Consider the following 26,772-nt stretch of genomic DNA (forward strand, 5'->3'; position numbering starts at 1 on the left):
CGTTTCTTCCGTCCACGATTGTCGGCAGGGCAAAAGCCAAACAACCAGCGAATAGAAAATTCTTCGCCATCCTTTATTTCGGGAGCAAACTCATCACCCCAGAGTCAACGCCAGTGTAGAACAGGTCGCGTCGACTCATATCAGGCGAAAGTAATCTCTTCCGGTAAATAAACACCAACAAGTGACAACCTACAATCAACACGAAACCGCTAGGCTCTGGCACTGCATCAACGACGACTGATGGCAAGCTCATTCCGTAGTTTGTTTGCCAGTCCGCTAGGCTTCCAACTCCAGGATTGCTCTGCCACACGAGAAAATCATTGCCATCCACCTGGTTATCTATATCGAAGTCCCCGAGCATGAGACCAAATTCGACGGTCGACAGCTGGTCGACCGGCAAGTCAAAGAGTACTTGAGAAGCCCCGCCTGGCCAGAATATCTCCAGATCGACAGGCGCGGTATGGCCCCCCAGACCGAAGTGGAGAGTCGACTCATTTTGATTGCCCTCACCGGTGCCGAACTCGACCTGTCGGAGGAGCGTGTGGTTGCCGAGATCAATGCGGACTTGTGCACCGACCGCGTCCCGATTGATCGACTGCCCATCACCGACAAGCTTAACCTTTAGCCAATGGTTGTTGTTGCCTTGGTTTTGAAAAAGCTTGCCTTCGGTGACCAGGTCCAGGTCGCCATCGTTGTCGTAGTCGGCAAAGCCGGCTTGGTAAGTCACACCAAGTCCAGCCAGACCGGCGATACTGGTTACGTCGGTAAAGCTCCAATCTCCATTATTGCGATAGAGCCGTGGATGGTCGCCGCTGTAGACGGCGGTGAAGTACAAGTCGAGGTAGCCGTCGTTGTCGTAGTCGCCTACCACCGGAGAGGCATACGACTCCTGCCAACCTACGCCACCTTGCCCCATGTCTTCGAAGGTATACCCGCCAGCCGCTCCCCGATTTCTCAGGAATTGGGATTCAGGTTGGCCGGGATGAGCGAAGTGTCCGGCGAACAAGTCAATCTCGCCGTCATTATTAAAGTCGCCCCAGGCCGCCCCGATGGCATGTCCCCAGGTGCCACCCCACCGCCCCCCCTGGACGCCGCGCGTTGCTGCTTGGTCGCTAAAGATGCCATTGCCACCATTCACGTGCAATTGATTTGGCTCCAAGCGGTAGTTCGAAACGTAGACATCCAGGTCTCCATCGCGGTCGAAGTCGGCAGAGGTCACTCCGCGGCCCGGTCGTGGTCGACCGCTGGTGACGATGGCGTCGTTTGGCTGCATCCAAGTTTGTGAAAAAGAGGTTCCCTGATTGTTCTGCAAAATGACATCAGAATAGTAGGCATCAGGATAGTTTTCATAGCCTCCCGTATAGAGATCTAGGAAGCCGTCATTGTTGAAGTCGCCCCAACTTGCCCCACGGCTGGCTTGGACGGGCAGCGACGGCAGGGTGGTGAGTACAAAACTGTTTCCCGACTGGCTTCGGAAGAGCTGCTGATTGTTATACGCATAATAGTCGAGCCATCCATCGTTGTTGTAATCGCCCCATAAGCCAGATGCCTCCAAGCTCCTTTCGGGAATAAAAGTGAAGCCACCGTTATTGCGCCAGAGAGTGCCACCGGCTTGGAAATCTACCCACCCGTCGTTGTTGTAGTCACCCCACGCGACCTTCGCTCCGCCTGGGGCAGCTACTGCCTGAAAAGTCGCTGCCACCGTCCTGGCAGGTAGAAATGCGGCAAGCAGCCCAACTGCAAGTGCGACGAAAGGGCTTGGGTGGATTCCAATAGTGTTCGCCGTGTCCCGCCTCAACATATTTCGCCACAATTCTTTCTTGCTGGAATTTGACAATTCGACGACTGCCTCCGCGGCGTGTGATACCACCACCTTGTTCTTGGGTTTTACAACTTTCATGCTTTTGGCTCCACAAATTCGAGCCGAACGATTACATTTGCGTTCGCACGCTCGGGCCCTAATTCGAGTCGCTGATTGTTGTGACGATACGGCTTCATAATAAATTCACCATCGCCATTGGCAGTCGTAATGCGCGCCAGACTCGCCAGTCCTATTATCGCAGAGTCGACGCCAGTTCGGATCGGGTCGCGGCGACTCATATCAGGCGAAAGCAATCTCTTCCGGTAAATAAACACCAACAGATGACAACCTACAAGCAACACGAAACCACTAGGCTCCGGCACTGCATCAACGGCGACTGTCGACAAGTTCATCCCATAGTTTGTTTGCCAGTGCGCTAGGCTTCCAACTCCAGAATCATGCTGCCAAACGAGGTAATCATTACCATCCACGTCGTTATCCATGTCGAAGTCCCCAAGCACAAATGTCACGAAATCCGTCGTGACCCCCCCGACTCCGTCGCTGTCCAAGACCAAACCAAAGTTGCCAGCGCCTAAGTCAATCACACTGCCGGGAGTACCTAAGAGGGCGGGGTCTGACTGCCAAGTCTTGTTGCCAATCGTGACCTCAGCCAGATCCCCAGCGAATACCTGCCACAGCAAATCAGCTTGGCCGGCGTCATAGTTCAGGTTACCTTCCGTCGCCAGCGTATTCAGCGATTGAATCTCGATCGGGCTGAGTGCCCGATTCCACACGGAAAAGTCATCAAGGTATCCAGGAAAGGGCGCTTTAGAAGAACTGCCAACATACCATCTATCGCCCAAGTTGAGACTGTAATCCGTGGCGAAACTCGCGCCGCCTGCATAGCCGTTGCCTACGACATTGCTGGGAGCCGTTACCCAGCCATTAGCTAAATTCTCATGATTGCCCGTCACAGTAGTAGTGCCAGAACCAGCACCGTTGAAGTAGCCAACTAAAACATCATTGTTATCATCAAGCACAAGAGCAATGTGATACCAAGTATCCACTTCAAGGATATGGTAATACCTCATGCCGACACGGTTGTCGCGAATCCCCTCATTGGGGTTTGCTGTAATCTGCACGAAACCACCTGAAGAGGCATTCAAATCAATGGCAAAGCCTTGATTGGTGCTCCCCATAGCCCCTTTTTTGAGCAGCGCGGGAGCGAGAGGGGCGCTTGTCGGATTAAACCACAACGATGCAGTGTATCCGTTCCCAGGAACTGGATTGGCAACGTCTCCGAAATCGACGTGACGCTCTAGCCCCGGATCAATGCTCGCTTCTAGTAATTGCAGGCTTTCGCCGATCATGCCGGCTTGACCGGAAACGACCTTCTGTGTCGATTCGCTAGGTCCTGTAGCTAGACCATCCAAGTTATTTCCAGACGAATCGAAAACAGTAAAGTCTGCCACGCTAGTATCGCCGCTACCGCCTCCACTCACATTGGCATTATCCATGGTGGCATGGATTAATGGGGCGGCGTGGACGACGACTGTTCCGGCATGTAAAAACAAAATTGTCATGGTGATGCCCGTCAGCCTGACACTTGACTTTTGGATTGGCCCCATGCTTGGTCTCTCGTGCAACGATGTGAACACTAGGGCAAGGGTGCGACCTGCACTACACCCATGCTCGACGAGTTTCTCTCTGGACCGCAAAGCCGCAATCTTTCTCGCCGCCCAGGATTGCCCGCCGAGGCGTTTGCTGAACAGGTGACGAATAAGATATCAGTGAAAGAAAACACGGCTTGTACATAACCCATTTCGTTTCTCTCAAGTAATGTCGCACGCCTCAAAAAGTGGTGGTTCAGGGAACTGACACCTGTGCCCAGCGACCGTGTGTCACTCCGCCCGTTGTGCAAAAATAAGCCACCAGCACATCGCCGTTTGGCAGAAGCACGCCATTTGGACGCCCAAAGGCAATTACAGTGTTCTTGGCGATTACAGTGTTGTTGGCCGCCTTTTGAGTCGAGGTTTCACTACCAGCGTCGAAGACGACAACTTCGTTTTCAAGGTCGTACTCCGAGAAATTGTTGCTCACCGCCAGGCGAACCCCCTGAGGTTTGTGCCGGTAATTGTAAATTACTGCAATGCGACCATCCGAAAGTGCAATTGGGCAACAAACTTGCCCGCGTAGATTCGTTGGCTGCGGTGACGACCACGAGCGACCACAATCGCGTGATATGGCCCAGTGATTGGTCAGATCGGACTGCTTTGTCCAGTCAATGGCCCAAAACATGGTGTATAAATCACCATTGCTAAGTAGCGTGCTATTTTGGTCGTGGTATTCGATTCGATCATCGGTGTCATCGGCGACGATGGTGAAATCGCTCCAGGTTTTGCCGGCGTCTTCCGTGAACACTGCAGCCGCCTTGTGGTCGCGATTGGCGTAACCTTTGGGCATTCCTACTTGCAAGGGATACATCCAGCGATTGGGCTTCAACACCATCAACCGCCCCATGCCATGGCAAGTATATTTGTCGGCGGGAAGATCGGCGGGCACAACCTGCGGTGCCGACCAGCTATGCCCAGCGTCTGAAGACCACAGCACCAATCGCTCGCTCTCGGGCATGGCGCCAGTCTTCAAATCGGCGAGAGTTTTTCCTGAGAATCGAAAGCGATTTACCAACATCGCCAGACGGCCATCAGGAAGCTCGGTAGTTGACGGACTGCGATACGACCAGGGGTTGTCGCTCGATTCCAGATTCAATCCCGGCAAACGTTCCCAGTGACGCCCTTCATCTCGGGAGAGCAATACCTGCACTTCCGTATCAGGAGCGGCGAGCGACGAGGCAGTGTATTGCGTCGCAATCCACGTGCCATCAGAGAGCGGCGTGATGTAAGGCATAAACGCCGACTCACTCGGGTCACGCGTGATGAATCCGTCCGCGACGATATGTGGCTTCTTAGCGAGCGTTGAAGTGTCACCTTGTTCGGCTTCATTCTTTGATGAGCGTTCCTTCGCAGGAACGCTCCCCAGTAATCCAAATACAAGCTGAGTCGCTAGGGCCGCTTGAACAAAGATGCGACGAGTAACTTTCACATGCATGATCGAAAAAGTGCTAAGAATCGATGAGGGTGATGGATTCCTTGTAGTGTCAATTATCACGAAAACGGAGCATTCAGTCAAGCGTTCTAGGCCTCATTTTCTGATTTATGTGCCAAATCCCTGCGCCAATGGCATATGCACTTTACTTTTAATACGATACCTGAGATAATTAGCTACGCGATGTTGGTGCTAGAGGGGAGAGATTGCTTCAAAGGGATCTACTAAACACAAGTGCGAGCCGACTCATCGCCTCCTATTAGGCTCGCTTCATACTCCTCTTTCTTTAGCAGGCGGTAACGCAATTATTATGAGCAACCTTTCTGACCGCAGTATTCTCGATTTAATTCGTGCTGGACGTGCCCAAACCCAAGCCGAAGTCTGCCGACTTACGGGAATGCGAAGCTCTACGATTTCATGTGTTCTGAAACGTTTACGCGAGGCGGGGCTAGTAGAAACCGTTGGGAAACGAGTCGTGGGTCCCGGTAAGCCGGCGACGGTTTTCCGGTTTGCTCCCCCCGGAGAGGTGTTGGCAGTGCACATCGACGGCTCGCACGCAGAAGTCGGTATTGTGACTTTGGCGGGGACTGTGCTTACTGAGTGTTCCGTCGAGCTAGGCAAGTCGCCCGAGCCCCATGCGCTTCTGCAGGAACTCTCGGGGAGAGCCCGCCAATTGGCGGAGCAGTCGGACATCAAGTGGGGAGGTTTACGAGCACTGGGATTGAGCGTTAATGGCTATGTGTCTCCGGATGGTGTGTTGCAATTTTCTACTGTACTTCCCTGGCGCGACGTTTCTGTAGTGCAGTTGGCACGCGAGGCCTTTGGCTTGACGGTTTATTGTTCCGATGGTCGTAGTCGGGCTGTAGCGGAATACCGTCACGGAGCCGGGCAGGGAAGCGAGGTAATGCTGTTTTTCAATGCTGCCGATGGAGTGAGCGCCAGACCCGTGGTTCGTGGCGAGTTGTTTCGTGGCGCTCGGAGTCATAGCGGGGAGATCGGTCATATTGTTGTAACACCCAATGGCCCACATTGTGGATGTGGCCAACGTGGTTGTTTGGAAGCCACTATTAGTGGACCTGCTCTGGTACGACGAATTATTGCGGATACTGCGGCAGATTCAAAGCTTGCCCAAGAGCCGGCTATTGCACGATTGGTACATTTAGCTGAGAACAGCCGCGCATCCAAGGTGGTCGATGAGTTGGTGCGATTGGCGACCGAAGAGCAGTTTGCCTATGCCCAGAGAATGGTCGACGAGGTGGTTTCTTCGGCTGGCCGTGCGCTGGGAACGGCTGTAGCTTGCTTCGACCCGGATTGCATCGTCATTGATGGCTACATATTTCGGAATCGACCTGCGCTACTGCATCGACTGTGGCAGTCAGCGAACACGCATTTCAATCCGGATTATTCAGAAGTCGTCCGGCTGACACCAGCCATGCTCGGCGCCAGCGCTGAACTTATTTCACTGGCCACGTTTGTCGGAGACAGTTTAGCTTACACCCCCGAATTGACTGGGTGATGCACATCTGCAAGCAGAGCAAGGACAACTAGAAGTGGCATATGCCTTGGCGTTCGAAGCTAGGGATGAAGCAATCAAGGAAATTCGATGACAAGTCGCACTAATCAATTGTCGGAGCGCCTACGCAACAAGGAGCCGTTGCTGGGGTTTTATTATGGCTACCCGGCCGAAGGGATTTTGGAAACCATAGGACCAGGATGGGATTTTGTGTGGATCGATGGGCAACACGGTCAGTTGTCATTCGGCGATGCCCTGAGCGCGGTACGTGCTGCATCGTGGCTTGGGTTGGAGACGGTGCTGCGTGTGCCGACGCACGACCCTGGCTTGTTGTCACAGTATGCCGATACTGCGCCGTCCGCAATGATGATTCCGCAGGTTGACTCTGCCGAGATGGCGACTGCGATCGTGCGCGCCTTGCGATTCCCTCCGCAGGGGAATCGATCGTACGGAGGTCGCAGGGTGATCGACGTCAATGGCCATGATTATTACCGATCCAGTGAACCGTTGATTATGGCGCAGATCGAATCCCGTATCGGCTTAAAAAATGTAGAGCAGATTGTCGCAGTTGACGGCATTGATGGTCTGTTCTTCGGTTGCGACGATTTCAAATTAAGCCTGGGACTGCCTATTGAAACTTGTGCAGCGGAAAACGAGTCAATCCAAATCGCACGGGGTAATACCGCTCGGGCCGCACAGTCCGCCGATAAGTGGAGCGGCACGAGCATCGGCGTTAGCGAACTGTCGGCGCATCTCGATATGGGATATCAATTGCTTGCGATTGGCAGCGATGTTGGCTTCCTCCGCCAAGGAAGCCGGCAAGCCCTTAATGAGGGTCGGAGCATTCTTCATAAGAGTTCGGCCGAAGAAAGCGCTGATGGTGATCGAGTCCAAACAGCTTCCAACACAGTGAATTCATAGGTCGACATGAGTACAGAAATCTACGTTAGCTGGACTTTGGACTGTGAGGCGACGCAACGCGCAGTCAACGACATAGAGTTGGGGTGCCGCTCGGCGCGAGCATTTGTTGATCTAACGATGGCCGCGGGCATGATGCCCACATTGTTCGTGCTGCCAGGAGATGCGCAGGCCTATCCAAAGTTATTGAATACGTTTGCTGAAGAAGGAGTGGAGATAGGCTTGCATTATCATCCACAAGAAGAAGGGTACGATGACTTCTGCGGTGCCTATACCGCAGATGAACAACACGAGATGTATCGAACTGCCGTTCTTCAATTTGCCAACGCCTTAGGTTTCGAGCCGCGAACATTCCGCACCGGAAGCTGCTCGGCCAACGACGCCACCTTTGCCGTCACGGCTGAGTTGGGATTCACTAGTTGCTCTCACTCAATGCCGGGTCGCAAAATAATGAAATTGCGTAGTAATTGGACAGGTGCACCCGATCATGTGCATTATGCACACCCGGCAAATCGACTGCTGGAGAGTGGGCTGGACTTGGTGGAAGTTCCGGTGTCCACCGATCCCGACTCGATGCTCTGGTCGGGTGGACATCCGCAAGACTTGCGTGTGGAATTATTTGACGCCAAAAATCAGAAGTTTCTCATCGACAAAATCCTGCAACGTGAAAAACTTCGTCTCGGACCGATCAAGTCAATTGTGGGGTTGAGCCACAACATATTCCGTTACGACGAGCCAAACGATTTCCGCCGTCAGACATTCAAACAGATGTTGAGTGATTTCTCAATGCTGGCTGACCGATACGAGGTGCGGCTTAAGTCTGCAACAGTCAGCGAGCTTGCAACTGCCTATCGGGCGGCGGCTCCACATAGGCAGTGACTTACCTGTTTTTTCTTTATTATCACATTTACCCGCAAGAACTTGATCTTTTAGACCCATGAAAACATCACCCGCGATCCGAGAAATTCCATTTGCCGCTTTAGGTGGCGTTTTTGAACAGGACGATATTGAGGCTGCGTTGGCAGTCATGCAGGGCGCAGCTGAACCCAGCGGTAGTTTCTTTCCATTGCCCGAGGAAAACGATTTTCAGCAGGCGCTAGCCAAGCACGAGGGAGCTGCGAAAGCGGTGTCGGTTAATAGTTGCGGCACCGCTCTCGATCTATGCATGATGGCATTGGAAATCGCACCCGGCGATGAAGTCATCACTACACCCTTGAGCTTTGTCTGCACCGCGACGTGTGCCATCGCGCTTGGAGCAAAGGTTGTCTTTGCCGATATCGATCCGAATACCATGTGCCTCGACCCCCAAGATGTGCGAAGACGTATTACACCGCGCACCAAGGCGATCCTGCCCGTACACTTTGCAGGATTGGCAGCGGACTGTGGCGGTTTCGACGCCATATCGGACGAAACCGGCATCCCGATTATTTACGACGCCGCTCATGCCGTCGGAACAAAGTATCGCGGAGCTCCTATTGGCGGACGTGGACGCGCCAACTGCTATAGCTTTCAGTCAAACAAGAATATGACGACCCTCGGTGAAGGTGGTGCCGTAACCAGTAATGATGAAGAGTTTGCTGAGGTGGTTCGCCAAAAGAAAACCTTTGGCTACGTTTATGGCCCACAGTTGCGTGTGGCCTCAGTAGGATTCAACTATAGGATGACCAAGCCCCAGTCTGCGGTGGGACTCACCCAGCTTGCGAAAATAGATCGTGTGATCAGCCGTCGGCTCGAAGTGTTTCAGGTCATGCATCGGATGCTGGAAGGAGTGGAAGAGTTGATTCTCCCAGACGGTATCGAAGATGGGCACGGCTGCCATCTATACATAGTTCGCCTCAACACCGACCGCTTTCCGCTGGATCGAGCGGAGTTCTTAAGTGTACTCAAGAACAAATATCGCGTCTCATGTGGCATGCACTATCCTGCGATTTGGACTTGGGACGCGATGAGTGAACTGGGTTATTCCGAAGCAGGATCTGACTGTCCAATCGCCGCCAAAGCCTCTCGGCAAGTTGTCAGCCTTCCGCTCTTTCCAAAGACCACTTCCGATGACTGCGAGTATCTCGCATGGGCAATTAAATCGTCCTTAGCGGAAATACAAAAGTCGTGAGCAGCTTAGAATTAGTGTGCGTACAAAAAAAAGTGAACCACAATGACATCAATGGAAAAACTGCGTTGGGCAATCGTCGGCTTGGGGGATATTGTTCGCAAACGTGTAGGTCCAGCCATCCTCGAACAGCCACAAAGTGTTCTCCAAGCCTGCGTCACACGTGATCCAGATCGCCGAACTGATGAGCTGCGTGCTCTAGTGCCTGGCAAGGTGTATACGGATTTCGAACAAATGCTCACGGACACGGAGGTTGACGCGGTCTACATTGCGACTCCGGTATTTCTGCACGCTCCGCAAGCGATCGCCGCGCTGCGTGCTGGGAAGCACGTCTTAGTGGAAAAGCCGATGGCACTCGACGCAAGTGAGGCCGAGGCGATGAATGTCGCTGCCAAGCAGGCCGGCCGCAGGTTATCCGTTGCATATTACCGCCGCTTTTGGCCGACCTTTCAGCGGGTTCACAGCATGCTGGAGCAGGGTGATTTTGGCCAAATTGTTTTGGCCCGTGTTGCGCTGCATAGTTGGTACGCGCCGTCGCCGAATGATTCGAATGCCTGGCGCGTTCGACCGGAGTACTCGGGAGGCGGAGTCCTGAGCGACGTCGGGTCGCACAGGCTCGATCTACTGGCATGGTGGTTCGGCTTGCCTCAAAAGACGGTGAGCGACGTTCGCACTCGCACTCAAGACTATTCAGTGGAAGACTCTGCTACTGGGATCTTGGTCTTCGCAGACGGTTTTCCATGTACGTTGTCGTTTCAATGGAATAGCAAGACATGGACCGACGAACTGCACATCGTGGGTAGCGAAACGAAAGTTTCTCTTACGCCGACCGACAGTGATGAGATGAAAATCACGTGCGGTCGTGAGACTACCACTTCACGATTGAACCGGCATCCCAATGCGCATTATGGACTGATCGATGATTTCGCGACAAGCATTCTCGAAGGTCGTGCACCCAGATTCAGTGGTGATGACGGCATAGCGGCAACCCAAATGATGGATTGGATCAAGCAAGCGGCAACTTGCCGGACATGGATCGAAGGCGGATGAGAATATGACAACAACTAGTGAACTGGGTAAATTACAAGCGCAGTTTGGGGACGTTGCTGAATACATTGGCAATCGGCTTTCGGCTGCGAACCCGTGTGTAGTGGCTTTGATTAGCAAGTGGCCGACGGGCGACTTAGTGCCGGGACTGAGCGATATGGACTTCCGTGTGGTCTGCGACAAGACGACCACCGCCTCAGACTGGGTCCAAATTGACTGGCACGTTGGTCGCATCCACCGTGAAATGGTCGAACACCATCCAGAATGGAACCGGATCAATGAACATACCCCCGGAGCGGGTATCTCTTTGACAGAACTCGATCACGAGCGGCTTCACCACCCCGAGTATTCGGTATGGAATGTGTGGTGGGGCAGTGGCGAGTGGCTAAGTCGCCTAAAATCGCGAACGCTGCCAAGACCACTATGCGCAATCGACGAACAATACCATTTGGCGAGATTCTTAACATACTATTCTCCCTACATTCACGGCATTGACCCGCCCATTAATCTTGGCGCATATGAACCAAAATATGCGCTACACTCGCGCTGTTGGCATTATTATGCGCCTCCGATGCTCTCTGCCGCTACGTTGCTAGCCCGCAGGCATTTTGTGGGCAAACGAGAGTCGCTGAGGTGGCTGATCGAGAATGATTTTGCCAAGAGGCAAACCCAAGCGATGCTACAACAAGTTGATGCTCACTACGATACTCCGGAGCTATCGGATCCGTCACGTTTGGATCGCTTTGAACAACTGCTGTGGACTGGGTTTCAAGAGTTGTTCGAACCGGTGTGCCGGTCTGTAGAGCATTTGGAATTACCAAGCCCTTTTTCGCTAGTGGACTTGAAGCAGCAAGTTAACGATTTGACTGTGGATCCATTAATGGAACTCTTGGAGAATGTCCGCTTTCTTCGCATTCGCGCTTCCCGGTGCTACTTTTACCTAAACGCACCAGCACATTTCTCCGCGAACCTTCAACTGGTCCAGGAACAACCTTGGATGCAAAAACTCGTAACTCGAACGCTCCAATTGCTCTGTCGTTTGCTAGGTGGGCAGGGGCGGAGCTTTGAGGAATGCATGGACGTGCTAGGGGTCGATCTTGACCAGCAACAGCGATCAGCACTGCGGTTCGTCACAACATTGACCGCAACGCCAACCTCCGATACGAAGCTTCGAGAGAATTTTGCAGCGGCAGTTGAGATTCTGCCGCACTATTCTCGCACGATGGAGCAGGCATTCTCAATACTCTCAATGCGTTCCGACGGCGCTGTCGGCAAACAGCGTGAGGGATCGCTCATACGCCTGGATGCAGTCCATAAAACCGCCAAGTCATCTATAATATCCATGCCAGGATTGGAGCCGAAACCAAGTGAAAACTTCTGATATTAGATCCTTGCCGCAAACTACGCGATCATTAGGAGAGCGGTAATCCGGTGACAATTATCGGCCGTATTGAAAGTATGCTCGCGCAAAGGTACTTCTCCGCATACGCTGTTTTGCGTCCCGAGCGACCCCAAAATGTCATATCGGCCTGCCGTCAGATTGACGCTCGTGGCAGCGACCTTTGTGACTGCCAAGAGCGATACCTTTCGCGGGAGCTTGCCTGCGTAGTTGGAGAACAGTATTGCGTCTCACTGCTTATGCTCTAGGGGTTCTTGGTTGTCCCGAGCCCCGGCTCGCCTAATGCAATGAAAATCGGTTTGACAGCATACCTGACCTGATGAGAGCGTAGATATTCTAATCACAATGTAGCATTTAGAGGAGTAGCATGGACCACAATATCAGTACCTCGCGAAGACAGTTTCTTGCAGCCAGCGCATTTTCCGCGTCAGTTTCCGCTTTCTCAGCCGAAAGCTATGCTCGAATATTGGGCAGCAATGAACGAATAGGTGTTGGTTTTATAGGTGCCGGCGGCATGGGCACCAACCATCTCAATGCCTGCCAAGACTTGAAGGCAACTAATAATCTCCACTTTCACGGTGTTGCCGACTGCTGGAGAACTCGCGCGGAGCATGGTGCGGCCATCGTGAAGACGGAAGCCATCGTCGACTATCGCAAGCTGCTGGATAAGAAGGAAATTGATTACGTAGTGATTGCAACGCCGGAACATCGACATGCGCAAATGGTTCTCGATACTTTGGATGCTGGCAAAGCGAGTTATTGCGAAAAGCCTTTGGCTCACACCATTAGAGAAGGTCAGGCTATTGCCAAGAAGCAAGAAGAAACTGGGCGGGCTCTCCAAGTGGGAGTTCAGTCGATGTCGGATGATTGCTACACCTCCGCAGCAAAAGCTATCGCTGAAGGGGTCATCGGCCAGGTCGTGCAGGCGCAAATCGAATACGTCCGCCGATATGATAAGCAAGGCCTGTTTCGCAAGCAGGATCTGGATCACCAGATGCCTAAGCCCGAGGATCTGGACTGGGCTGCTTGGCTTGGAGACGCGCCAAGCGTCCCTTGGAATCCGCAGCACTATTTCGAATGGCGTTGCTACTCGGCCTATTCCGGCTCCATCGCAACCGATCTCTTCATCCATCGTATATCGAGAATAATTAAAGCTTGTAATCTCGACTTTCCGCGCAGGGTTGTAGGGATGGGGGGCATATGGCAATGGAATGATGGTCGCGATTTACCCGACAACTTCGAGATGATCGCCGAATACCCACGAGGCATGACGGTATACGTGCTGGGCACGCAAAGCAACCGTGTGGGTTTTGATCACTTGATCCGCGGCTACAGAGGCACACTCTATTTCACGCCTGACGGGTGGATTGCGAGAGATAAAGATGGCAAGGAGCTGGCTTCGGATCATAATCCCCCAAAGGAGGACATCCATCTTCACCACACGAACTTGCACAATCATTTACGCGAGGGCAAACCATTGGCCTGTCCTGTCGACAATGGCCTCGCTGCGGTTGCAGCGATGTGCATGGCCAATGAATCGTGGCGTACCAGTCAAATGATGGGGTGGGATAAGGTGAACGAGCGTATGGCACCGGCGCATAGCCTTGATCTTTCCCATCTGCCTATAGAGAGTGTTGATGGCAAGACGCCGTAGTGTTTTTGTAGTGTTACTGAGAAAGTGATCATTGCACAGCGAATATCGCTCACTTCGGCAAGTACGTTGAGTTAGTACTGATGAGAGGACTCGCCTGCAAACGGCAATTTTGAAACTTGCGAGGACTAGTGCCCATACGCATCTCAATTGAGATGCGCATTTGATTGCGGATGATGCGAGTTTCCCGACAGATTTGAAAACACCTACGCGTCGCCAATTCAACAGAATCACCTTCTTTGGCTACAGAACTAACTCAAGCTCACTCCGTGCACTGTAAAATAGCCGGTAGACGAGCTAGCCTTACGGTCATCAACGCCCCCTTAACGATTCTCGTGGAGCATCCGTGGAACTGACAACGCTGATAAATCGGTGGGATTGCTATCGAGTTAGAGAACCTATTGCGAGTCTTCTGCTCATTCGCAGAAAATCATGTTTCTGCTGGGTGGTAATCATTCTAGTACTTACTACGGCAATTCAGGTTCAGGTTGATGGTAAAGAAATCCCCATTGTCAGAGATCACCTCGCACAAGGAGTGATTGTAATTCCGGATGAGCCTTCGATTCGGAACCGAAAAGCTGCGGCATTATTGTCAGAATACATCGAAGAATCTTCTGCGGCTACGTTGAGCATAGTTCATGAATCAAAGGTTCCCATGCAGGGCTCTCGTATTCATGTGGGGAGAACGCAATTCGCGAAGCAGTCTCATTTGCATTTAAGTGAGCTAGACGCCGATGGGTTTGTGATTCATCCGGTGGATGAACAGAATCTTGTAATTGCTGGGCCAACAGATTGGGGAACGGAGTTCGGAGTATGCGAGTTTCTTGAAGAAGTTGTTGGAGTTAGGTGGTTGCTACCAGGAGAGGATGGTACCTATGTTCCTAAAAGGCCAGCAATCGTGGGACCAAGAGAGGCTGTTCGGCAGGAACCGGCCAGCATTTCCCGGTTCATGAGTGGGTTCCCCAATGTCGTCCAGAGCGAGTGGGCAAGACGCAACCGCATGCGAAGTCGAATTGACTTTCACCACAATTTGTTGCATCTATTTCCAGTTGAAAAGTATTCTAAGACGCATCCGCACTTCTTTCCGATTCAAAATGGCAAACGGTATTTGCCTAGCGAGGGCGTAATCGACGGCTGGCAACCTTGTTTCACAGCGGAAGGTATTGTTAAGGAAGCCGTAAAGAACATCAATGAGTTCTTTCGAACGCATCCAGAAGCGACGTCCTTCTCACTGGCTGTAAATGACAGCGGCGGCGATTGTGAGTGCGCAACCTGTCAATCAAGAGATACGGGAGAGAATAATTACTTAGGTGTACGTGACGTTTCCAATCGTTACTTCGAGTGGTGTAATCAGGTTGTAACTGAAGTACTCAAGTCGTATCCGGACAAGTACTTTGGGTGCTTGGCATACTATCAAGTAGGGGTGCCGCCGACGGAGTTGAAGTTGCATGAACGGCTTGTTCCATGCCTTACGCAAGACCGGATGAGGTGGTTTGATCAGAGCCTTGAAAAACGTGGTCGTGAGCTGACTGAATCCTGGGCAAATGCCAGCCCAACGTTAGGATTTTATGAATACCTCTATGGCACACCTTACATGCTCCCACGCATCTATTTTCGGCAAATGGCCGAGAACTATCGGTATGCAAAGCGACAAGGTGTCCGCGTTCATTATGCAGAAGTATATCCGAATTGGGGTGAAGGGCCAAAGTTGTATCTGGCGCTTAAATTGCAATGGAACCCCGACCAAGATATCGACAAGTTGCTTAACGATTGGTACACGACTTGTGTTGGCGAGCAAGCTGCTCCGGCACTCGCCGAATATTACGAACTTTGGGAAGAGTTTTGGACAAGTCCGGAACTTGCAAATGGAGAATGGTTTACTTCCTCAAATCGTGAATATTTGAATTTCTATTCACCTGATTACATGGAGTTGGTATCCGAAGATATTATTCGACGAAGCAGGGAACTACTCGATCTAACAATTAGTAACACTAAGACTTCTGAGCAGAAGAAACGAGCCGAATTAATACTACAAGCCTTTGGGTATTACGAAGCATCGGCGTATTCTTATCTTGCAAGCCAAAAGCATCTCAAGACGATCTCCAATGAAGAGGAGGCGTTAGAGTTCATCGCGCTTACCTTGAAAGGGGGAGCAATGGCCGAGAAACGCCAAGAGTTGCATGGCAAGTTTTATGATCACCCAGTACTGGTACATCCTCGCCCTATCTCCATGAGACAGCATGAAAGACTGCGCTGTGAAGCGTGGGGGGTTGGTTCGTTGTGGCCCATTTATCCATGGCTGGAAAAGTCACAAGATGTTCAGGATATGCTGAAGAAAGTCTCTGCAACTGGTTGGAATGTGCGTGCCGCACAAGCCAAGAATATTCTCGCAAAATGGAGCGCACAGCAAGAGTAGTAGCACAAGCCACATGTTTCCCAGGCCCTCTTGGATGTGAGTATCCACCCTGCAAGAGACTTGGATGAAGGTGAGTGTTACATCGCAAGGAATTGGCGAAACCCTCTTGGATTGCATACGATGCAAAAGAATAAAGTCATTACGAGTTCTAAATGTCTCACAACAACTGAGAGTAAGCCGACTGACGTAAGTGTGCGCTCAGCAGCTTTGTCTCTATTGCCTGTCGAGTTGCGTGTCCCGCTTAAGTTTGGTGATCAGATAGTCACAAGCATCGTTTGCCTTCGCGTGCGCATGTCAGTCTGCGACAATAGCGGCCGTACAGCGGAGGGCTGGGGAGAAACGCCACTATCAGTTCAATGGGCTTGGCCCAGCGAGATGACTTATCAGAATCGGCTTGATTCTCTGGTCGAGTTCTGCCACAAGCTCAAGCAATCTTGGCCAGAACATCGGGGTAGTGGGCATCCTCTCGAACTCGGACATGACTTCCTTCGCGACGTGCTTCCAGCTTTTCAAAGAAATCACAATGCAGGTGCTAGGTCCGGCGAAGAGCTGCCTTACTTGGCTGCGCTCGTTGCCAATAGCGCCTTCGACATCGCCCTGCATGATGCCTATGGGAATCTGCATCAGGTAGATATCTACGATACTTACAATGCGAACTATATGAATCGAGATTTGGCTGCCTTCCTACAACCTGCTGAGAGTCAATCGACAACGATTTCATTCTCAGGTGCCTACCCCGAGGACTTTCTTGTCTTTCCTCCCCCCCAGCAATTATCTGCCTGGCATCTAGTTGGAGGTCTTGACCCTCTATCCTCCAGCGAACTGGGGGACAATCCACCCGATGATGGCTATCCATTGCTGCTAAGAGAATGGATCGAAACAGATGGGCTGAAGTGCTTGAAAATCAAGCTGCGAGGCAACGACATGGAGTGGGACTACGATCGCCTTGTGCAAGTCGGTAAGGTTTCACTTGAGACAGGAGTCGAGGCCTTATCTGCCGATTTTAACTGCTGTGTCCAAGAAACCTCCTACGTCAACGTAGTACTAGACCGGCTCCGCAATGAAGAGCCCGCTATTTTCGAGCGACTTGTCTATGTGGAACAACCTTTTGAGTACGATCTTGAGCAGCGCCGCCTAGACGTCCATCAAGTTGCCAGACGTAAGCCGCTATTCCTAGACGAGAGTGCCCACGACTGGCAACACGTCCGCTTGGGCTATGAACTCGGCTGGACGGGTGTTGCACTGAAAACTTGTAAGACACAAACAGGCGCACTGTTGAGTCTCTGCTGGGCCAAGGCACACGGCATGCAGCTGATGGTACAGGACCTTACGAACCCGATGCTTGCGCAGATTCCACACGTTCGGCTAGCAGCACACGCAGGAACAATAGGTGGAGTCGAAACAAACGCAATGCAGTTTTATCCAGAAGCATCAGCCCGTGAAGCACAGATTCATCCTGGCCTCTACCGCAGACGTAAGGGGCAGGTAGATCTCTCGACTCTATCTGGCTCTGGATTCGGATATCGAATCGATGAAATGAATCCCTCTCACCAGCATCACGAAGTATGAGTTGCAATTAAATGAATAGCGGGAAAACAATTAACGGGCTCTTGCACAGTCTACTTCCTATTGCAATTGTGCGTCGATTTGCAGCGTTGGGTGGTTGTTTCGCTTTGCTGCTAGTAGTCGGGGTTGCGTCATCCCCACTTACTGCTGCTGACGACACAATACGTGCTGGCATTATCGGCTGCGACACTTCGCACGTCATTGCATTTACCGATCTATTCAATGCACCAGACGCAGATGAATCGCTGGCGAACGTAAAAGTCGTGGCAGCATTTCCGGGAGGGAGCCACGATATTGCATCGAGCCGTGATCGAGTTGGTAAATTTACGGAAAAACTTCGCGACAAGGGGATCCAGATTGTTGATTCGGTTGACACGCTCGTGGATCTGGTCGATGTCGTCTTGCTGGAGAGCGTCGATGGCAGAAAACATCTTGAACAAGTTCGCCCGGTATTTGCCTCTGGCAAGAGAGTCTTTATAGATAAACCGATTGCAGCCTCGCTTGCCGATACGATCGAAATAGCAGACCTGTCGAAAGAGTCGGGAGTGCCGTTTTTCTCTTGTTCAGCAATTCGATTCACGCCTGGAATATCAAGTGCCCGCACCGATCCGAAGTTAGGCCAAATCACAGGGTGTGCAACTTACAGTCCATGTCCCGTTGAACCGACCCACCCAGATCTTTACTGGTATGGCGTTCATGGAGTTGAAGCGTTGTTCACTATCATGGGACCGGACTGTGAACGTGTAACGCGAACGCAAACGGAGGATACCGAATTGGTGGTGGGAGTTTGGGGGGATGGGCTCGTTGGAACATTTCGAGGAATTCGCAAAGGGCGTCGTGACTACGGAGCCCTCTTGTTTCGAGAAAAATCAAATGTCTTCATCGAAGGATTTGGGGGATATGAACCGCTGGTAAAACAAATCGCCCAGTTCTTCAAGACAGGTGTTCCGCCGGTGAGTGCTGAGGAGACAATTGCAATCATTGCCTTTATGGACGCAGCCGACGAAAGCAAGCGCCAAGGCGGCATGCCTGTCACGATCGAGAGTGTGATGGCTAGAGCGAAAGCAGAAGTGGCTGACCGAAAATGAATTCCTCCCACCCCAATCGTCTTTTAGTTTGGTTTCGAAGTATCGGCCCGGCCATTATTGTCGCATCGGTTGTGCTCGGTCCCGGTAGCATACTTACCTCAAGCAAGGTCGGCTGTCAGTACGGCTACTCGATGCTTTGGGTGCTGGTGGTGGCGGTTGTTTTAATGATCGGCATGACGGCCCTGGCAGCAAGACTTGGTGTGGGTGCAGAGAAAACACTTTGCGGCGAGTTGGCGGATCGAATCGGCAGACCTTTTTCAGCGATGGTGGGCATTGTCTTATTCTTAGTGGTTGCCAGTTTTCAGTCTAGTAACAACATGGCGGTGGTTACCTCAATCGAATCAGTCCTAGCCTCTGGCCCTACCACAGACACCTCGGGCTCGACCAAGACGATACTCATCGTCCTCTTAGTTCTCTTCAATATCGCACTCATAGGCACGATGTTTGTCTTGAAGTCTCTCTACAAACCGTTGGAACGGTTAATGAAGTTCTTGCTGGGAGTCATGATACTCGGCTTTGGCGCAAACCTTTGTCTGGCCGGTCCATCGCTAGGAGAAGTTTTCTCAGGCCTAGTGCCAAGTATTCCCTCGGAGCTAGCGGGTGGATTCTGGCCACGGCTAAATACTTCTGGCCACATTGTTGATCCGCTGTGGGCAATTCAGGGGTTGGTGGCAACGACGTTTTCCGTTGCCGGGGCGTTTTACCAAAGCTATCTGGCCCGCGAAAAAGGCTGGACGAGCAGTCAATTGAAACAAGGCTTGGTTGATTCAATCGTGGGAATCTCAGTGCTTGGAGCTTGTAGTGCAATGATCATGATTACGTCAGCCACCATGCTGCATGGAAAAATGTCACCTGATGAGCTGAGGAGTGCGGCTGATGTAGCTGGACAATTGGAACCTCTCTTCGGCCCGGCAGCAACGATTCTTTTCTCCTGCGGCATTTTCGCAGCCTGCTTCAGTCCATTTTTGATCAACGCGATGATCGGTGGTTTGCTGCTGTCCGATGGACTTGGTCTCGGTAGCTCGATTGATTCTCCTTGGTCGAAGAGGCTGACTGTCGTTGCGATGCTGTTAGGTATGTCGATAGCGATCTGGGCCACAATTGCTGGGAACAATCCGGTAGGTGTGATTATTTTTGCACAAGCTCTGACGGTTCTTGGATCGCCGCTCTTGGCACTTTCGCTGTTGTATATGGCAACACGCAGTGATGTGCGCGAACGCGTATCATGCCCCATCTGGATGATTGGAGTATGTAGTCTAGGGTGCGTCGTCACTATTGTCTTGGCAGCGCGTACGGCGTGGAAACTGTGGTTAGAAGGGGCTTAGTTCGACTTTTGCTGACGACCTCGTGTTATGAGGCTAGTCATCCACTATGTAAAACCCGGTAACTGATGACCCATGAAACCTCACCTGACACTACAGCTACGTCAAATCGCTCGCTTGGTTAGCCTGGGCTGTAGCAATGAAGAAATCGGCAAGATTCTCGGTAATTGTCACATCGACCGTCATTGCTCTCGCTTGTCAGAATCGCTTGAAATCAAAAAATCCGTATTGTCCACACGACTGGCTATTTAGGATCGCATTACCTCAATGAAAGACAAACTGATGCCCCTGGAAAAAGGCAAGAGCGGTCGAAAGTAGGTTGGTTGGAATTAACCAGGTGCATGCATCGGCGGAGTCGATCTTCTTAGCACAAATCCCGTTGCGTCGGAACGCTCGGCATCGGTGAGGGACGATCCAATTCGACCGGAACAGCGTCCCGGAGAATGGCATCTAATTCACCAGCTGCCTGCCCTCCGAATGCTCGCTCGTACAGGCTCAGCATACTCCCATAGCGATTCTTGAGAACCTCGGCTTCTTGATTCATTTCGATTAGGGCAATTTCTAGCAGTCCGGTGCTCAATCCTTTGCCGGTCACCGCGCAGATCGCTTTTTCAGCGCATTCATAAAGATGAGCAAGGTCTAGTCGCATGCTGAGCAATTCATACGCATGCCCAAGCGTGATGCCTTGCAATTCTTCGGGGCTGGGACGAACCGGACCATTGATCGCCATCCCAAATCTACCCTCCTTAATCGCCTGCTCCAGCGGTTCAGGCGTCGGTAGGCACACCCCGGCCAGTCCGCATCGTTCAAACTCCAACTGACGTTTGCTCTTCCGATGCCTCATCACAACAGCTCTAAATCGATGTCTTCGATCCGCTGATCGATCTGGGTGAGCCGATATTCCAGTTCAACGCCCCGCTCGATCCGATCATCGGGAGCGATCTTTTCTTTCACGCGATTGAACTCACGCATAGCACGGGCCGTCTGCTGACGCTGCCCTCGCAACTCGGCCTGCTCGTTCAATAACTTCTGACGTTGCTCTTCCCAATCCATCGCGCGATCGTAGCACTGCAGAACGGGGCGAGTCAAAACTTTTCGTACTCACTCGCACGATGTTGTTCAGAAATCAACGATATCTTTTGTGCTTGACTCCTATTGCCCTTTTCTGGTTTCTTCGCCTTGCAATGGCAAAGAGAAAATACACCAAGAATCACAAGCGAGACATTTACCAAGAGATCACCGACCGCATCCTCGCGATGTTAGAGACAGGAACCGTGCCGTGGCGCAATCCCCTGCGTCGTCAGGGGGGCGGCGGTTGGCCGAAGAATCTTGATAGCATGAAACGCTACCGCGGCATCAACGTATTCTTGTTGGCGGTCACTGCTTGGGAGCGTGGCTACGGATCCGACTACTGGCTCACGTTCCGCCAAGCTGTCAAACAGGGTGGCAAAGTGAAAAAAGGTGAGAAAGCCTCGCTCGTCACTTTCTGGAAGCTGTTTGATAAGACTGACAAAGAATCGGGCCAAGAATACAAGTTACCCGTGTTGCGTCATTACAATGTGTTCAATGCCCAGCAGTGTGAAGGAATCCAGACGCCCGACCTCCTCCCTCCCGATCCCGATGCTCCGCCTTTCGAGCCACTTTCCGAGTGTGAAGCAATTGTTGCAGGATACAAGGACGCCCCACCGATTGAGCATCAGGCTGGACCGGCAAGGTATCGACCGTCGGCAGACCGGGTACTGATCCCCAAACCGGATGAGTTTGATACGCGCGAGAACTACTATGCGGTACTATTTCACGAGCTTGTTCACAGCAGTGGTCACAAGTCCCGACTTGACCGTGGATTTGAAGAGTCCCCGGCTCCCTTCGGTTCGCCCGACTATTGCAAAGAAGAACTTGTGGCTGAAATGGGAGCTGCTTTTCTTGCGGCTGCCGGTGGGATCAGTCCACCGACGATCGAACAATCGGCTGCCTACATCGACAACTGGCAGAAACAACTTCGCGGGGATGCCCGACTGATCGTCACCGCAGCTGGAGCTGCCCAAAAAGCAGCTGATTTTATCTTCGGAGCGAGCTTCGAGGAGCAGTCACCTACCCAATCGTAGTTGCGCGGGCGGCTAGAGAAACGACTACTGCTTCGTTTTGCCAAAGCTACCTTGTTGGAGTTGGTGGCTAGAGTTTAGCCTTTTCTACGAGACGATCAGGTTACTTCCCTTAGCCGGTGCTTCTGAGAGGTAGTCTCCCACAGGAACCTCTACGGAACGATGACTTCCTATCGCGCCTGATGCTTCTGGTGATTCGCTGATATGGCAATCGATACGCTCAACGCTCCTCCAGCCTGCGATTGTTCCACCACTAGAAATTCAACGACTTCTTATGGGTCGCGACATCAGGAGATTTCTGTCCTTACAGTCCGTGATTGAGGGATCGCTGCATGGTTCCACCCAGTCCTGGCCCAGTTCAAATGTCGCAAAAAATAGACACTCACCAGCTCGATCGATTTTTGGTCGATCCGCAAAGCGGCAAACATTGGACCCGCACCAGCGCCGGTCGGAAGGATTCCAGGCATCGTCAACCACAGACTGAAAGGACAAACTCATGACGAACACTACTCCAAAGAACCCAGTCGCAAAATTCCAAGATGGTAAGGTACAACTGGCCATCTGGAAGAACCCGAGCGAGCAAGGGAGTTTCTACTCGATCTCCGCTCCCACCCGGAGCTACCAGGATGAGGCGGGAAACTATCGGGATACGACTTCCCTGAGTGGAACCCAGCTCCTCCAGGCGCAACGGTTACTCGGCCTGGCCTACGATCGCATTCGTGATCTGCAGGATGCCGACTATGCAGCCCGCCTAGCGGCTGCCAACGAGGCGAGTTAATCCGCCTTGACCCACGAGTGCGGCGGTCGTTTGCTCAGAGCGATCGCCGCTCTTCGTTGGCTCTGTAGGTGCAGGTAGTCGTAGCGCTGCCGAATTGTTTTGACTCAGGTGCTTAAATAGCTCTACGCTTGGTCAGAGGTTTTGCAGGAAAAAAGATGGCCTATCAATCACGTTCTAACAAGCATGCTGGTTTGAGTCTGCTCCGGGTGAAGTTTAACCGGGTGAGCGCGCTGCGCCGCAAGCGAAGAAAAGATATATCCCCGCCTCGGCCCCGGCGCTCTCGGAAATTGTCATTGCGAGGTTTTCGGCGGCGATATCCTAGGCCAAAGCGATAGGAGTAGTGATTGTTGGAAGTGGAATCGAGAGACTTGACTCGGTGGGCCCTTTTGGGCTAACCAGAGAAGAGATGAACTGTGAATGGCAGTTGAAAAGTGCAGCGATTGGCGGTCGAAAAGTACAGCGCTAGGTAGGTGCGGGGATTGTAACAGACCCTCCCGCTTAGGTCACGATTACTCTTTGGTTCTCTTTCGGCGTCTGCGTTGTGCGTCCTTGAGTCGATAGCTTTCGCCGGTCGTTTCGATGATCTGACAACGATGGGTAAGCCGGTCAAGGGCTGCCCCAGTCAACCGTTCACTGCCCAGCACTTCGGTCCAATTCTCAAAGGGCAAGTTCGTTGTGACAATGAGACTCTGCCGCTCATAGGCGGTGCCGATAATGTCGAACAGCAGTTCGGCTCCCACCTTGCTAGCTGGCACATATCCCAGTTCGTCTAAAATGAGTAGGTGCTGCTTGGTCAACTGACTACGAAGTCTCAACAACAACTTCTCATCGCGAGCTTCAAGCAAGGTGGTGATCAACTCGGTGACTCGGAAGAAGCGAACCTTCTTGCCAGCCAAGCAAGCGGCCATTCCTAAGGCGATCGCCAGGTGTGTCTTGCTGGTGCCACTGGCGCCGACCAGGATGAGATTCTCCTGCTTCTCAAGATACTCACCTTTGATCAACTCCAGCACCAACGGCTTGTTGAGCGAAGGCTGTGCCTTAAAGTCGAACTCATCAAGCGTCTTGTGAGCCGGGAACTTCGCTAACTTGAGACGACGTTCAGCGGCACGTCGCTCTCGCTCTACCAGTTCTAATTCGCACAGCGATAGCAAGAACGCCAAGTGATCCAGATTCTCGTTCGCCGAGCGAGCCGCCACCTTCTCACACTCGCTATGCATCGTGGGAAGTTTTAATTGCTTCAGGTGATGCTTCACCAGTACGGTGGACTTCGTTTCGGTCTTGGTCATCTTACGTCCTCCATGAGCAATGCTTGATAGGCCGAAACATTCGTTTCGGTAACCGCTACCGTCCTGAGGTGTGGACGCCCATCGAGAGAAAACAGTCCCACAGGAGATTCGCGTCGATGTTCCAAGATGACTCGAATGCTGTCGGCATCGTGAATGCCGATATCGAGAGCATACTCGATAGCTCGTGCCAGTTCAGGGACCGAGTAAGATTCCAACAATCGTAAAGCGCGAATGTATTCACGCGTTCCCAGCCCATTGGGCTCGGTCTCCATCCGTCTGCGAAGTACCGTAAAGCAGGTCGGAAGATCCCACTTCTCTAGTGGTCTAGCATGGTCCAATCCTCCTGGCTTCCGCTCTAGCAGTGCCAAGTAATGCACTGGATCAAAGAGGTGTTGCTCGCGTCCCCAATGCCTGGGGTGCCTAGCAATCAGCTCTCCCTGAAACGTCAAGCGAACTTCATCAACGCTGGCAACAATGGTGATCTGCCGATGGGCGTATTTTACGGGGACGGAATAGCTGTTGGTGTCGAAACGGACTAGCGAGAGCGTGTTCGCCATGGCATGGGTCACGCGTCGTGCGTCAAACGCCTGACGTGGCAGGTCGAGCATCGCAGAGAGTTCCTCTTTAAGAAGCTCCTCTTTCGTAGCTGACTTACCCCGTAAGGAGCGCTGGAGATCTGCTCGGAGCGACGTTCAAGCTCTGCATTCAACTCTGACAGTGTGTTGACCTTGGGAATCGGCACGAGGTAGTTGCGTCTGCCGTAGCCGACCAGATTCTCAACATGCCCCTTCTCAGTGGGACGACGAACTAGGCAGAAATGAGATTCATAGAGGTAATGACTCTGTAAACGCAAGAACTCACTGGTCAGCTGACGCTGACGGCTACCGGTGATCTTGGTAACAGCAATCTTCGAGTTGTCGTAGCTGATCCGCGTCGGCACACCCCCGAAGAACTCGAATGCTCTCCGATGACCTTCTTGGAACGATTCGGTGCACTCCCGTGGAAACGCCTGGAGGTAAAAGGCGTCGCTGTAAGGCAGCGTTATCAAGAACAACGCGACCTGCACCCGTTCGCCTGCTAAGTCGATGTAGGCATAGCCGAAATCAACCTGGGCCTGTCCCGGTGGATGGGATAGTGGCAAGAAGACTTCTTGCGTCTTCTGCTTCCACTCCTTGACCGCAGTGCGAACGCTTGTGTAGCCACCTGGGTAGCCATGCTCGTCACGCAAGCGATGGAAAATACGCGTTGCTGTGTGACGCTGCTTCTTCGGTGCCTGCCGATCCGACTTGAGAATCTCATGGATGATCGGCAGATAAGGTTCGAGGACCGGCTTGCTACGCGGCAGTTGCTGGCGATAGCCAGGCGGCTCTTCGAATTCCAGCATCTTCGCTAGCGTTCGCCAGCTAATGTCATATTCGAGGCAAGCTGCTCGCTTGCTCAACTCGCCGGTCAGAACCCGGCGACGAACTTCGGTCCATTGCTCCATATCAGCGTACACTCCTGTGCCTTTCTGAAAATCTGGGAAAGATTGGGCCTAACGGCCCATCTTCCCAAACTCAAAGAACTGCACATCTGTGCGCTGTACGATTCAGTTGCCAATTCTACCCCGCCAAGCGCTGCACTTTTCGACTGCCATTCACACATAGAGAGCGCTATCGAAAAAAGAGATTTGTATCGGACGACGTCGAGAAAGTGGGGGAGTTCATCGACTTGATGTTCACATTGTTTCCTCCTGAGAATGACCCTAAGCATGATGGGGCACACTACGTTAGCGGACGCGATGCTGCCGTTCATCTACGAACTCTGATGCTAAACTGGCTCACCGATCAGGAATCGCAGGAGGGCGTTAACGAGCTAAGAAAGTTGGAAGGTAAATACCGTCGGAAGTATCCTTGGATTCGTCGAGCAAGGGCTCGAAGTGAACGTAGTCGACTTCAAACTTCTTGGCAGCCAATCCCTGTAAGATCAACAGCCGAAATTCTTGAATATGCATCGCGAAGACTAATTCGGTCTGGCAGAGATATCCTCGACGGCATAGAAGCTGCTGTACAAGCGTATGGTCAGTACCTGCAGCACAGTGAGCCATCAGGCCTAGAAGATCTATGGAATACACCCAGTGGCGAGATACCTAGCCCAAAGCATGAAGAACGCATGTCTGAAAAAATCTGTGAGGTAATTCGAGATGCGTTTCAAGAAAACGCTGTGAGCGCTAGCCGAGAATCGCAGATTAGAAGGAGATTGGTTCCGAAGAAAGACGGCGGAGAACCTGGAAGCGAGACTGATGTCTTTGTCAGTGTTCCCGCCTTAGGTGTCGTTTCTGGTGATCCAATGGAAGTGGTTGTGGAGGTCAAGAGATCCTGCAACCGGGAAGCCAAGGAGAGCCTGCGTAGCCAACTTGTAGACCGATACATGTCCGAGGCTGGAACTGACTTCGGCTTCTATATTGTGGTTTATCTTGATGCACCATCTTTACGAGATTCACATAAGCCAGTGTGGTCAACATTAGAAGAGGCACAGTATGATATAGTCCAGCAAGCCGAAGCCATCGAAACAGATACGTCAGGCACGACATGTGTGAGACCCCACGTTATCGACGCCCGTATTCAGTAGTTCCCGCTTTGGGATATCATCAGTCACACCAAATTCGGATTCCAAACTGCCTCGGCCGTAAAC

General features: G+C 52.1%; 23 protein-coding genes. 14 read left to right on the top strand and 9 right to left on the bottom strand.

The features are described from left to right. Positions 1 to 73 precede the first annotated feature (73 nt). From HG15A2_RS17710 to HG15A2_RS17720, 3 genes are all read right to left on the bottom strand, one after another. A complete protein-coding gene (locus tag HG15A2_RS17710; RefSeq protein ID WP_145061873.1) occupies positions 74 to 1,900 on the bottom strand; it encodes a CRTAC1 family protein in 1,827 nt (608 codons plus the stop codon). After that, positions 1,897 to 3,384, bottom strand: coding sequence for a LamG domain-containing protein (locus HG15A2_RS17715; RefSeq protein ID WP_218932061.1), 1,488 nt, complete (start codon positions 3,382 to 3,384; stop codon positions 1,897 to 1,899). Before HG15A2_RS17715 ends, HG15A2_RS17710 begins: the two co-directional genes overlap by 4 nt. A 283-nt stretch (positions 3,385 to 3,667) precedes the next feature. Next, the gene (locus HG15A2_RS17720; RefSeq protein ID WP_145061876.1) at positions 3,668 to 4,909 is read right to left on the bottom strand and encodes a sialidase family protein; all 1,242 of its coding nucleotides are present in this window, start codon (positions 4,907 to 4,909) and stop codon (positions 3,668 to 3,670) included. A gap of 307 nt (positions 4,910 to 5,216) precedes the next feature. On the opposite strand from HG15A2_RS17720, the gene HG15A2_RS17725 reads away from it, so the two are divergent. The 11 genes from HG15A2_RS17725 (at position 5,217) to HG15A2_RS17775 (ending at position 19,936) form a co-directional block, all read left to right on the top strand. Further along, positions 5,217 to 6,422, top strand: coding sequence for an ROK family transcriptional regulator (locus tag HG15A2_RS17725; RefSeq protein ID WP_145061878.1), 1,206 nt, complete (start codon positions 5,217 to 5,219; stop codon positions 6,420 to 6,422). A gap of 87 nt (positions 6,423 to 6,509) precedes the next feature. Further along, positions 6,510 to 7,340: an HpcH/HpaI aldolase family protein gene (locus HG15A2_RS17730; RefSeq protein WP_145061880.1), complete on the top strand. Its 831-nt coding sequence runs from the start codon at positions 6,510 to 6,512 to the stop codon at positions 7,338 to 7,340. Positions 7,341 to 7,346: 6 nt separating this feature from the next. Further along, on the top strand, positions 7,347 to 8,216 hold the full coding sequence (locus HG15A2_RS17735) for a polysaccharide deacetylase family protein (RefSeq protein ID WP_145061882.1): 870 nt from the start codon (positions 7,347 to 7,349) through the stop codon (positions 8,214 to 8,216). Between the two features lie 58 nt (positions 8,217 to 8,274). Further along, positions 8,275 to 9,447 (top strand): DegT/DnrJ/EryC1/StrS family aminotransferase, encoded by a 1,173-nt coding sequence (locus HG15A2_RS17740; protein WP_145061884.1) that lies wholly within the window; start codon positions 8,275 to 8,277, stop codon positions 9,445 to 9,447. Between the two features lie 42 nt (positions 9,448 to 9,489). Continuing rightward, a complete protein-coding gene (locus HG15A2_RS17745) occupies positions 9,490 to 10,494 on the top strand; it encodes a Gfo/Idh/MocA family protein (RefSeq protein ID WP_145061886.1) in 1,005 nt (334 codons plus the stop codon). A 4-nt stretch (positions 10,495 to 10,498) separates the two neighbouring features. Further along, complete coding sequence (locus HG15A2_RS17750; RefSeq protein ID WP_145061888.1) at positions 10,499 to 11,872, top strand: hypothetical protein; 1,374 nt, start codon at positions 10,499 to 10,501, stop codon at positions 11,870 to 11,872. Between the two features lie 385 nt (positions 11,873 to 12,257). Next, a complete protein-coding gene (locus tag HG15A2_RS17755; protein ID WP_145061889.1) occupies positions 12,258 to 13,544 on the top strand; it encodes a Gfo/Idh/MocA family protein in 1,287 nt (428 codons plus the stop codon). A 442-nt stretch (positions 13,545 to 13,986) separates the two neighbouring features. Then, positions 13,987 to 15,957, top strand: a complete 1,971-nt coding sequence (locus HG15A2_RS17760; protein ID WP_145061891.1) for a DUF4838 domain-containing protein — start codon at positions 13,987 to 13,989, stop codon at positions 15,955 to 15,957. Between the two features lie 120 nt (positions 15,958 to 16,077). Then, the gene (locus HG15A2_RS17765) at positions 16,078 to 17,526 is read left to right on the top strand and encodes an enolase C-terminal domain-like protein (RefSeq protein ID WP_145061893.1); all 1,449 of its coding nucleotides are present in this window, start codon (positions 16,078 to 16,080) and stop codon (positions 17,524 to 17,526) included. Positions 17,527 to 17,594: 68 nt separating this feature from the next. Next, the gene (locus HG15A2_RS17770; RefSeq protein WP_246117776.1) at positions 17,595 to 18,611 is read left to right on the top strand and encodes a Gfo/Idh/MocA family protein; all 1,017 of its coding nucleotides are present in this window, start codon (positions 17,595 to 17,597) and stop codon (positions 18,609 to 18,611) included. Then, positions 18,608 to 19,936, top strand: coding sequence for an Nramp family divalent metal transporter (locus tag HG15A2_RS17775; RefSeq protein ID WP_145061897.1), 1,329 nt, complete (start codon positions 18,608 to 18,610; stop codon positions 19,934 to 19,936). Before HG15A2_RS17770 ends, HG15A2_RS17775 begins: the two co-directional genes overlap by 4 nt. A 361-nt stretch (positions 19,937 to 20,297) precedes the next feature. Here HG15A2_RS17775 and HG15A2_RS17780 read toward each other — a convergent pair whose 3' ends face one another. Both HG15A2_RS17780 and HG15A2_RS17785 read right to left on the bottom strand, forming a co-directional pair. Continuing rightward, the gene (locus HG15A2_RS17780) at positions 20,298 to 20,777 is read right to left on the bottom strand and encodes a hypothetical protein (RefSeq protein ID WP_145061899.1); all 480 of its coding nucleotides are present in this window, start codon (positions 20,775 to 20,777) and stop codon (positions 20,298 to 20,300) included. Continuing rightward, positions 20,777 to 21,022 carry a hypothetical protein gene (locus HG15A2_RS17785; RefSeq protein ID WP_145061901.1) on the bottom strand — a complete coding sequence of 82 codons (246 nt, stop codon included), beginning with the start codon at positions 21,020 to 21,022 and terminating at the stop codon, positions 20,777 to 20,779. Before HG15A2_RS17785 ends, HG15A2_RS17780 begins: the two co-directional genes overlap by 1 nt. A 95-nt stretch (positions 21,023 to 21,117) precedes the next feature. On the opposite strand from HG15A2_RS17785, the gene HG15A2_RS17790 reads away from it, so the two are divergent. Together HG15A2_RS17790 and HG15A2_RS17795 are read left to right on the top strand one after the other, a co-directional pair. After that, entirely contained in the window at positions 21,118 to 22,038 is a 921-nt protein-coding gene (locus HG15A2_RS17790) for an ArdC family protein (protein ID WP_145061902.1), read from the top strand. A gap of 493 nt (positions 22,039 to 22,531) precedes the next feature. Then, positions 22,532 to 22,813 carry a hypothetical protein gene (locus HG15A2_RS17795; RefSeq protein WP_145061904.1) on the top strand — a complete coding sequence of 94 codons (282 nt, stop codon included), beginning with the start codon at positions 22,532 to 22,534 and terminating at the stop codon, positions 22,811 to 22,813. A gap of 509 nt (positions 22,814 to 23,322) precedes the next feature. Here the strand turns inward: HG15A2_RS17795 and istB are convergent. From istB to HG15A2_RS24190, 4 genes are all read right to left on the bottom strand, one after another. Beyond that, positions 23,323 to 24,099: an IS21-like element helper ATPase IstB gene (gene istB, locus HG15A2_RS17800; protein WP_145061906.1), complete on the bottom strand. Its 777-nt coding sequence runs from the start codon at positions 24,097 to 24,099 to the stop codon at positions 23,323 to 23,325. Then, positions 24,096 to 24,707, bottom strand: a complete 612-nt coding sequence (locus HG15A2_RS24180) for a Mu transposase domain-containing protein (protein ID WP_218932062.1) — start codon at positions 24,705 to 24,707, stop codon at positions 24,096 to 24,098. Before HG15A2_RS24180 ends, istB begins: the two co-directional genes overlap by 4 nt. Next, entirely contained in the window at positions 24,665 to 25,585 is a 921-nt protein-coding gene (gene istA / locus HG15A2_RS24185; RefSeq protein WP_218932063.1) for an IS21 family transposase, read from the bottom strand. Before istA ends, HG15A2_RS24180 begins: the two co-directional genes overlap by 43 nt. A 360-nt stretch (positions 25,586 to 25,945) precedes the next feature. Continuing rightward, positions 25,946 to 26,092 carry a hypothetical protein gene (locus HG15A2_RS24190; protein ID WP_218932064.1) on the bottom strand — a complete coding sequence of 49 codons (147 nt, stop codon included), beginning with the start codon at positions 26,090 to 26,092 and terminating at the stop codon, positions 25,946 to 25,948. Positions 26,093 to 26,250: 158 nt separating this feature from the next. Between HG15A2_RS24190 and HG15A2_RS17810 the strand changes: the two genes are divergently transcribed. After that, positions 26,251 to 26,709, top strand: a complete 459-nt coding sequence (locus HG15A2_RS17810) for a hypothetical protein (RefSeq protein WP_145061908.1) — start codon at positions 26,251 to 26,253, stop codon at positions 26,707 to 26,709. The last annotated feature ends 63 nt before the right edge of the window (positions 26,710 to 26,772 follow it).

Origin of the sequence: Adhaeretor mobilis (assembly GCF_007741515.1) — a bacterium.
Taxonomy (GTDB): Bacteria; Planctomycetota; Planctomycetia; order Pirellulales; family Lacipirellulaceae; genus Adhaeretor; species Adhaeretor mobilis.

Bases quoted from the DNA above. Each gene is read 5' to 3' on its own strand.
- HG15A2_RS17710 (WP_145061873.1), bottom strand. From the start codon at position 1,900: ATGAAAGTTGTAAAACCCAAGAACAAGGTGGTGGTATCACACGCCGCG.
- HG15A2_RS17715 (WP_218932061.1), bottom strand. From the start codon at position 3,384: ATGACAATTTTGTTTTTACATGCCGGAACAGTCGTCGTCCACGCCGCC.
- HG15A2_RS17720 (WP_145061876.1), bottom strand. From the start codon at position 4,909: ATGCATGTGAAAGTTACTCGTCGCATCTTTGTTCAAGCGGCCCTAGCG.
- HG15A2_RS17725 (WP_145061878.1), top strand. From the start codon at position 5,217: ATGAGCAACCTTTCTGACCGCAGTATTCTCGATTTAATTCGTGCTGGA.
- HG15A2_RS17730 (WP_145061880.1), top strand. From the start codon at position 6,510: ATGACAAGTCGCACTAATCAATTGTCGGAGCGCCTACGCAACAAGGAG.
- HG15A2_RS17735 (WP_145061882.1), top strand. From the start codon at position 7,347: ATGAGTACAGAAATCTACGTTAGCTGGACTTTGGACTGTGAGGCGACG.
- HG15A2_RS17740 (WP_145061884.1), top strand. From the start codon at position 8,275: ATGAAAACATCACCCGCGATCCGAGAAATTCCATTTGCCGCTTTAGGT.
- HG15A2_RS17745 (WP_145061886.1), top strand. From the start codon at position 9,490: ATGACATCAATGGAAAAACTGCGTTGGGCAATCGTCGGCTTGGGGGAT.
- HG15A2_RS17750 (WP_145061888.1), top strand. From the start codon at position 10,499: ATGACAACAACTAGTGAACTGGGTAAATTACAAGCGCAGTTTGGGGAC.
- HG15A2_RS17755 (WP_145061889.1), top strand. From the start codon at position 12,258: ATGGACCACAATATCAGTACCTCGCGAAGACAGTTTCTTGCAGCCAGC.
- HG15A2_RS17765 (WP_145061893.1), top strand. From the start codon at position 16,078: ATGCAAAAGAATAAAGTCATTACGAGTTCTAAATGTCTCACAACAACT.
- HG15A2_RS17775 (WP_145061897.1), top strand. From the start codon at position 18,608: ATGAATTCCTCCCACCCCAATCGTCTTTTAGTTTGGTTTCGAAGTATC.
- HG15A2_RS17780 (WP_145061899.1), bottom strand. From the start codon at position 20,777: ATGAGGCATCGGAAGAGCAAACGTCAGTTGGAGTTTGAACGATGCGGA.
- HG15A2_RS17790 (WP_145061902.1), top strand. From the start codon at position 21,118: ATGGCAAAGAGAAAATACACCAAGAATCACAAGCGAGACATTTACCAA.
- HG15A2_RS17795 (WP_145061904.1), top strand. From the start codon at position 22,532: ATGACGAACACTACTCCAAAGAACCCAGTCGCAAAATTCCAAGATGGT.
- istB (WP_145061906.1), bottom strand. From the start codon at position 24,099: ATGACCAAGACCGAAACGAAGTCCACCGTACTGGTGAAGCATCACCTG.
- HG15A2_RS24180 (WP_218932062.1), bottom strand. From the start codon at position 24,707: ATGCTCGACCTGCCACGTCAGGCGTTTGACGCACGACGCGTGACCCAT.
- istA (WP_218932063.1), bottom strand. From the start codon at position 25,585: ATGGAGCAATGGACCGAAGTTCGTCGCCGGGTTCTGACCGGCGAGTTG.
- HG15A2_RS24190 (WP_218932064.1), bottom strand. From the start codon at position 26,092: ATGCATATTCAAGAATTTCGGCTGTTGATCTTACAGGGATTGGCTGCC.
- HG15A2_RS17810 (WP_145061908.1), top strand. From the start codon at position 26,251: ATGTCTGAAAAAATCTGTGAGGTAATTCGAGATGCGTTTCAAGAAAAC.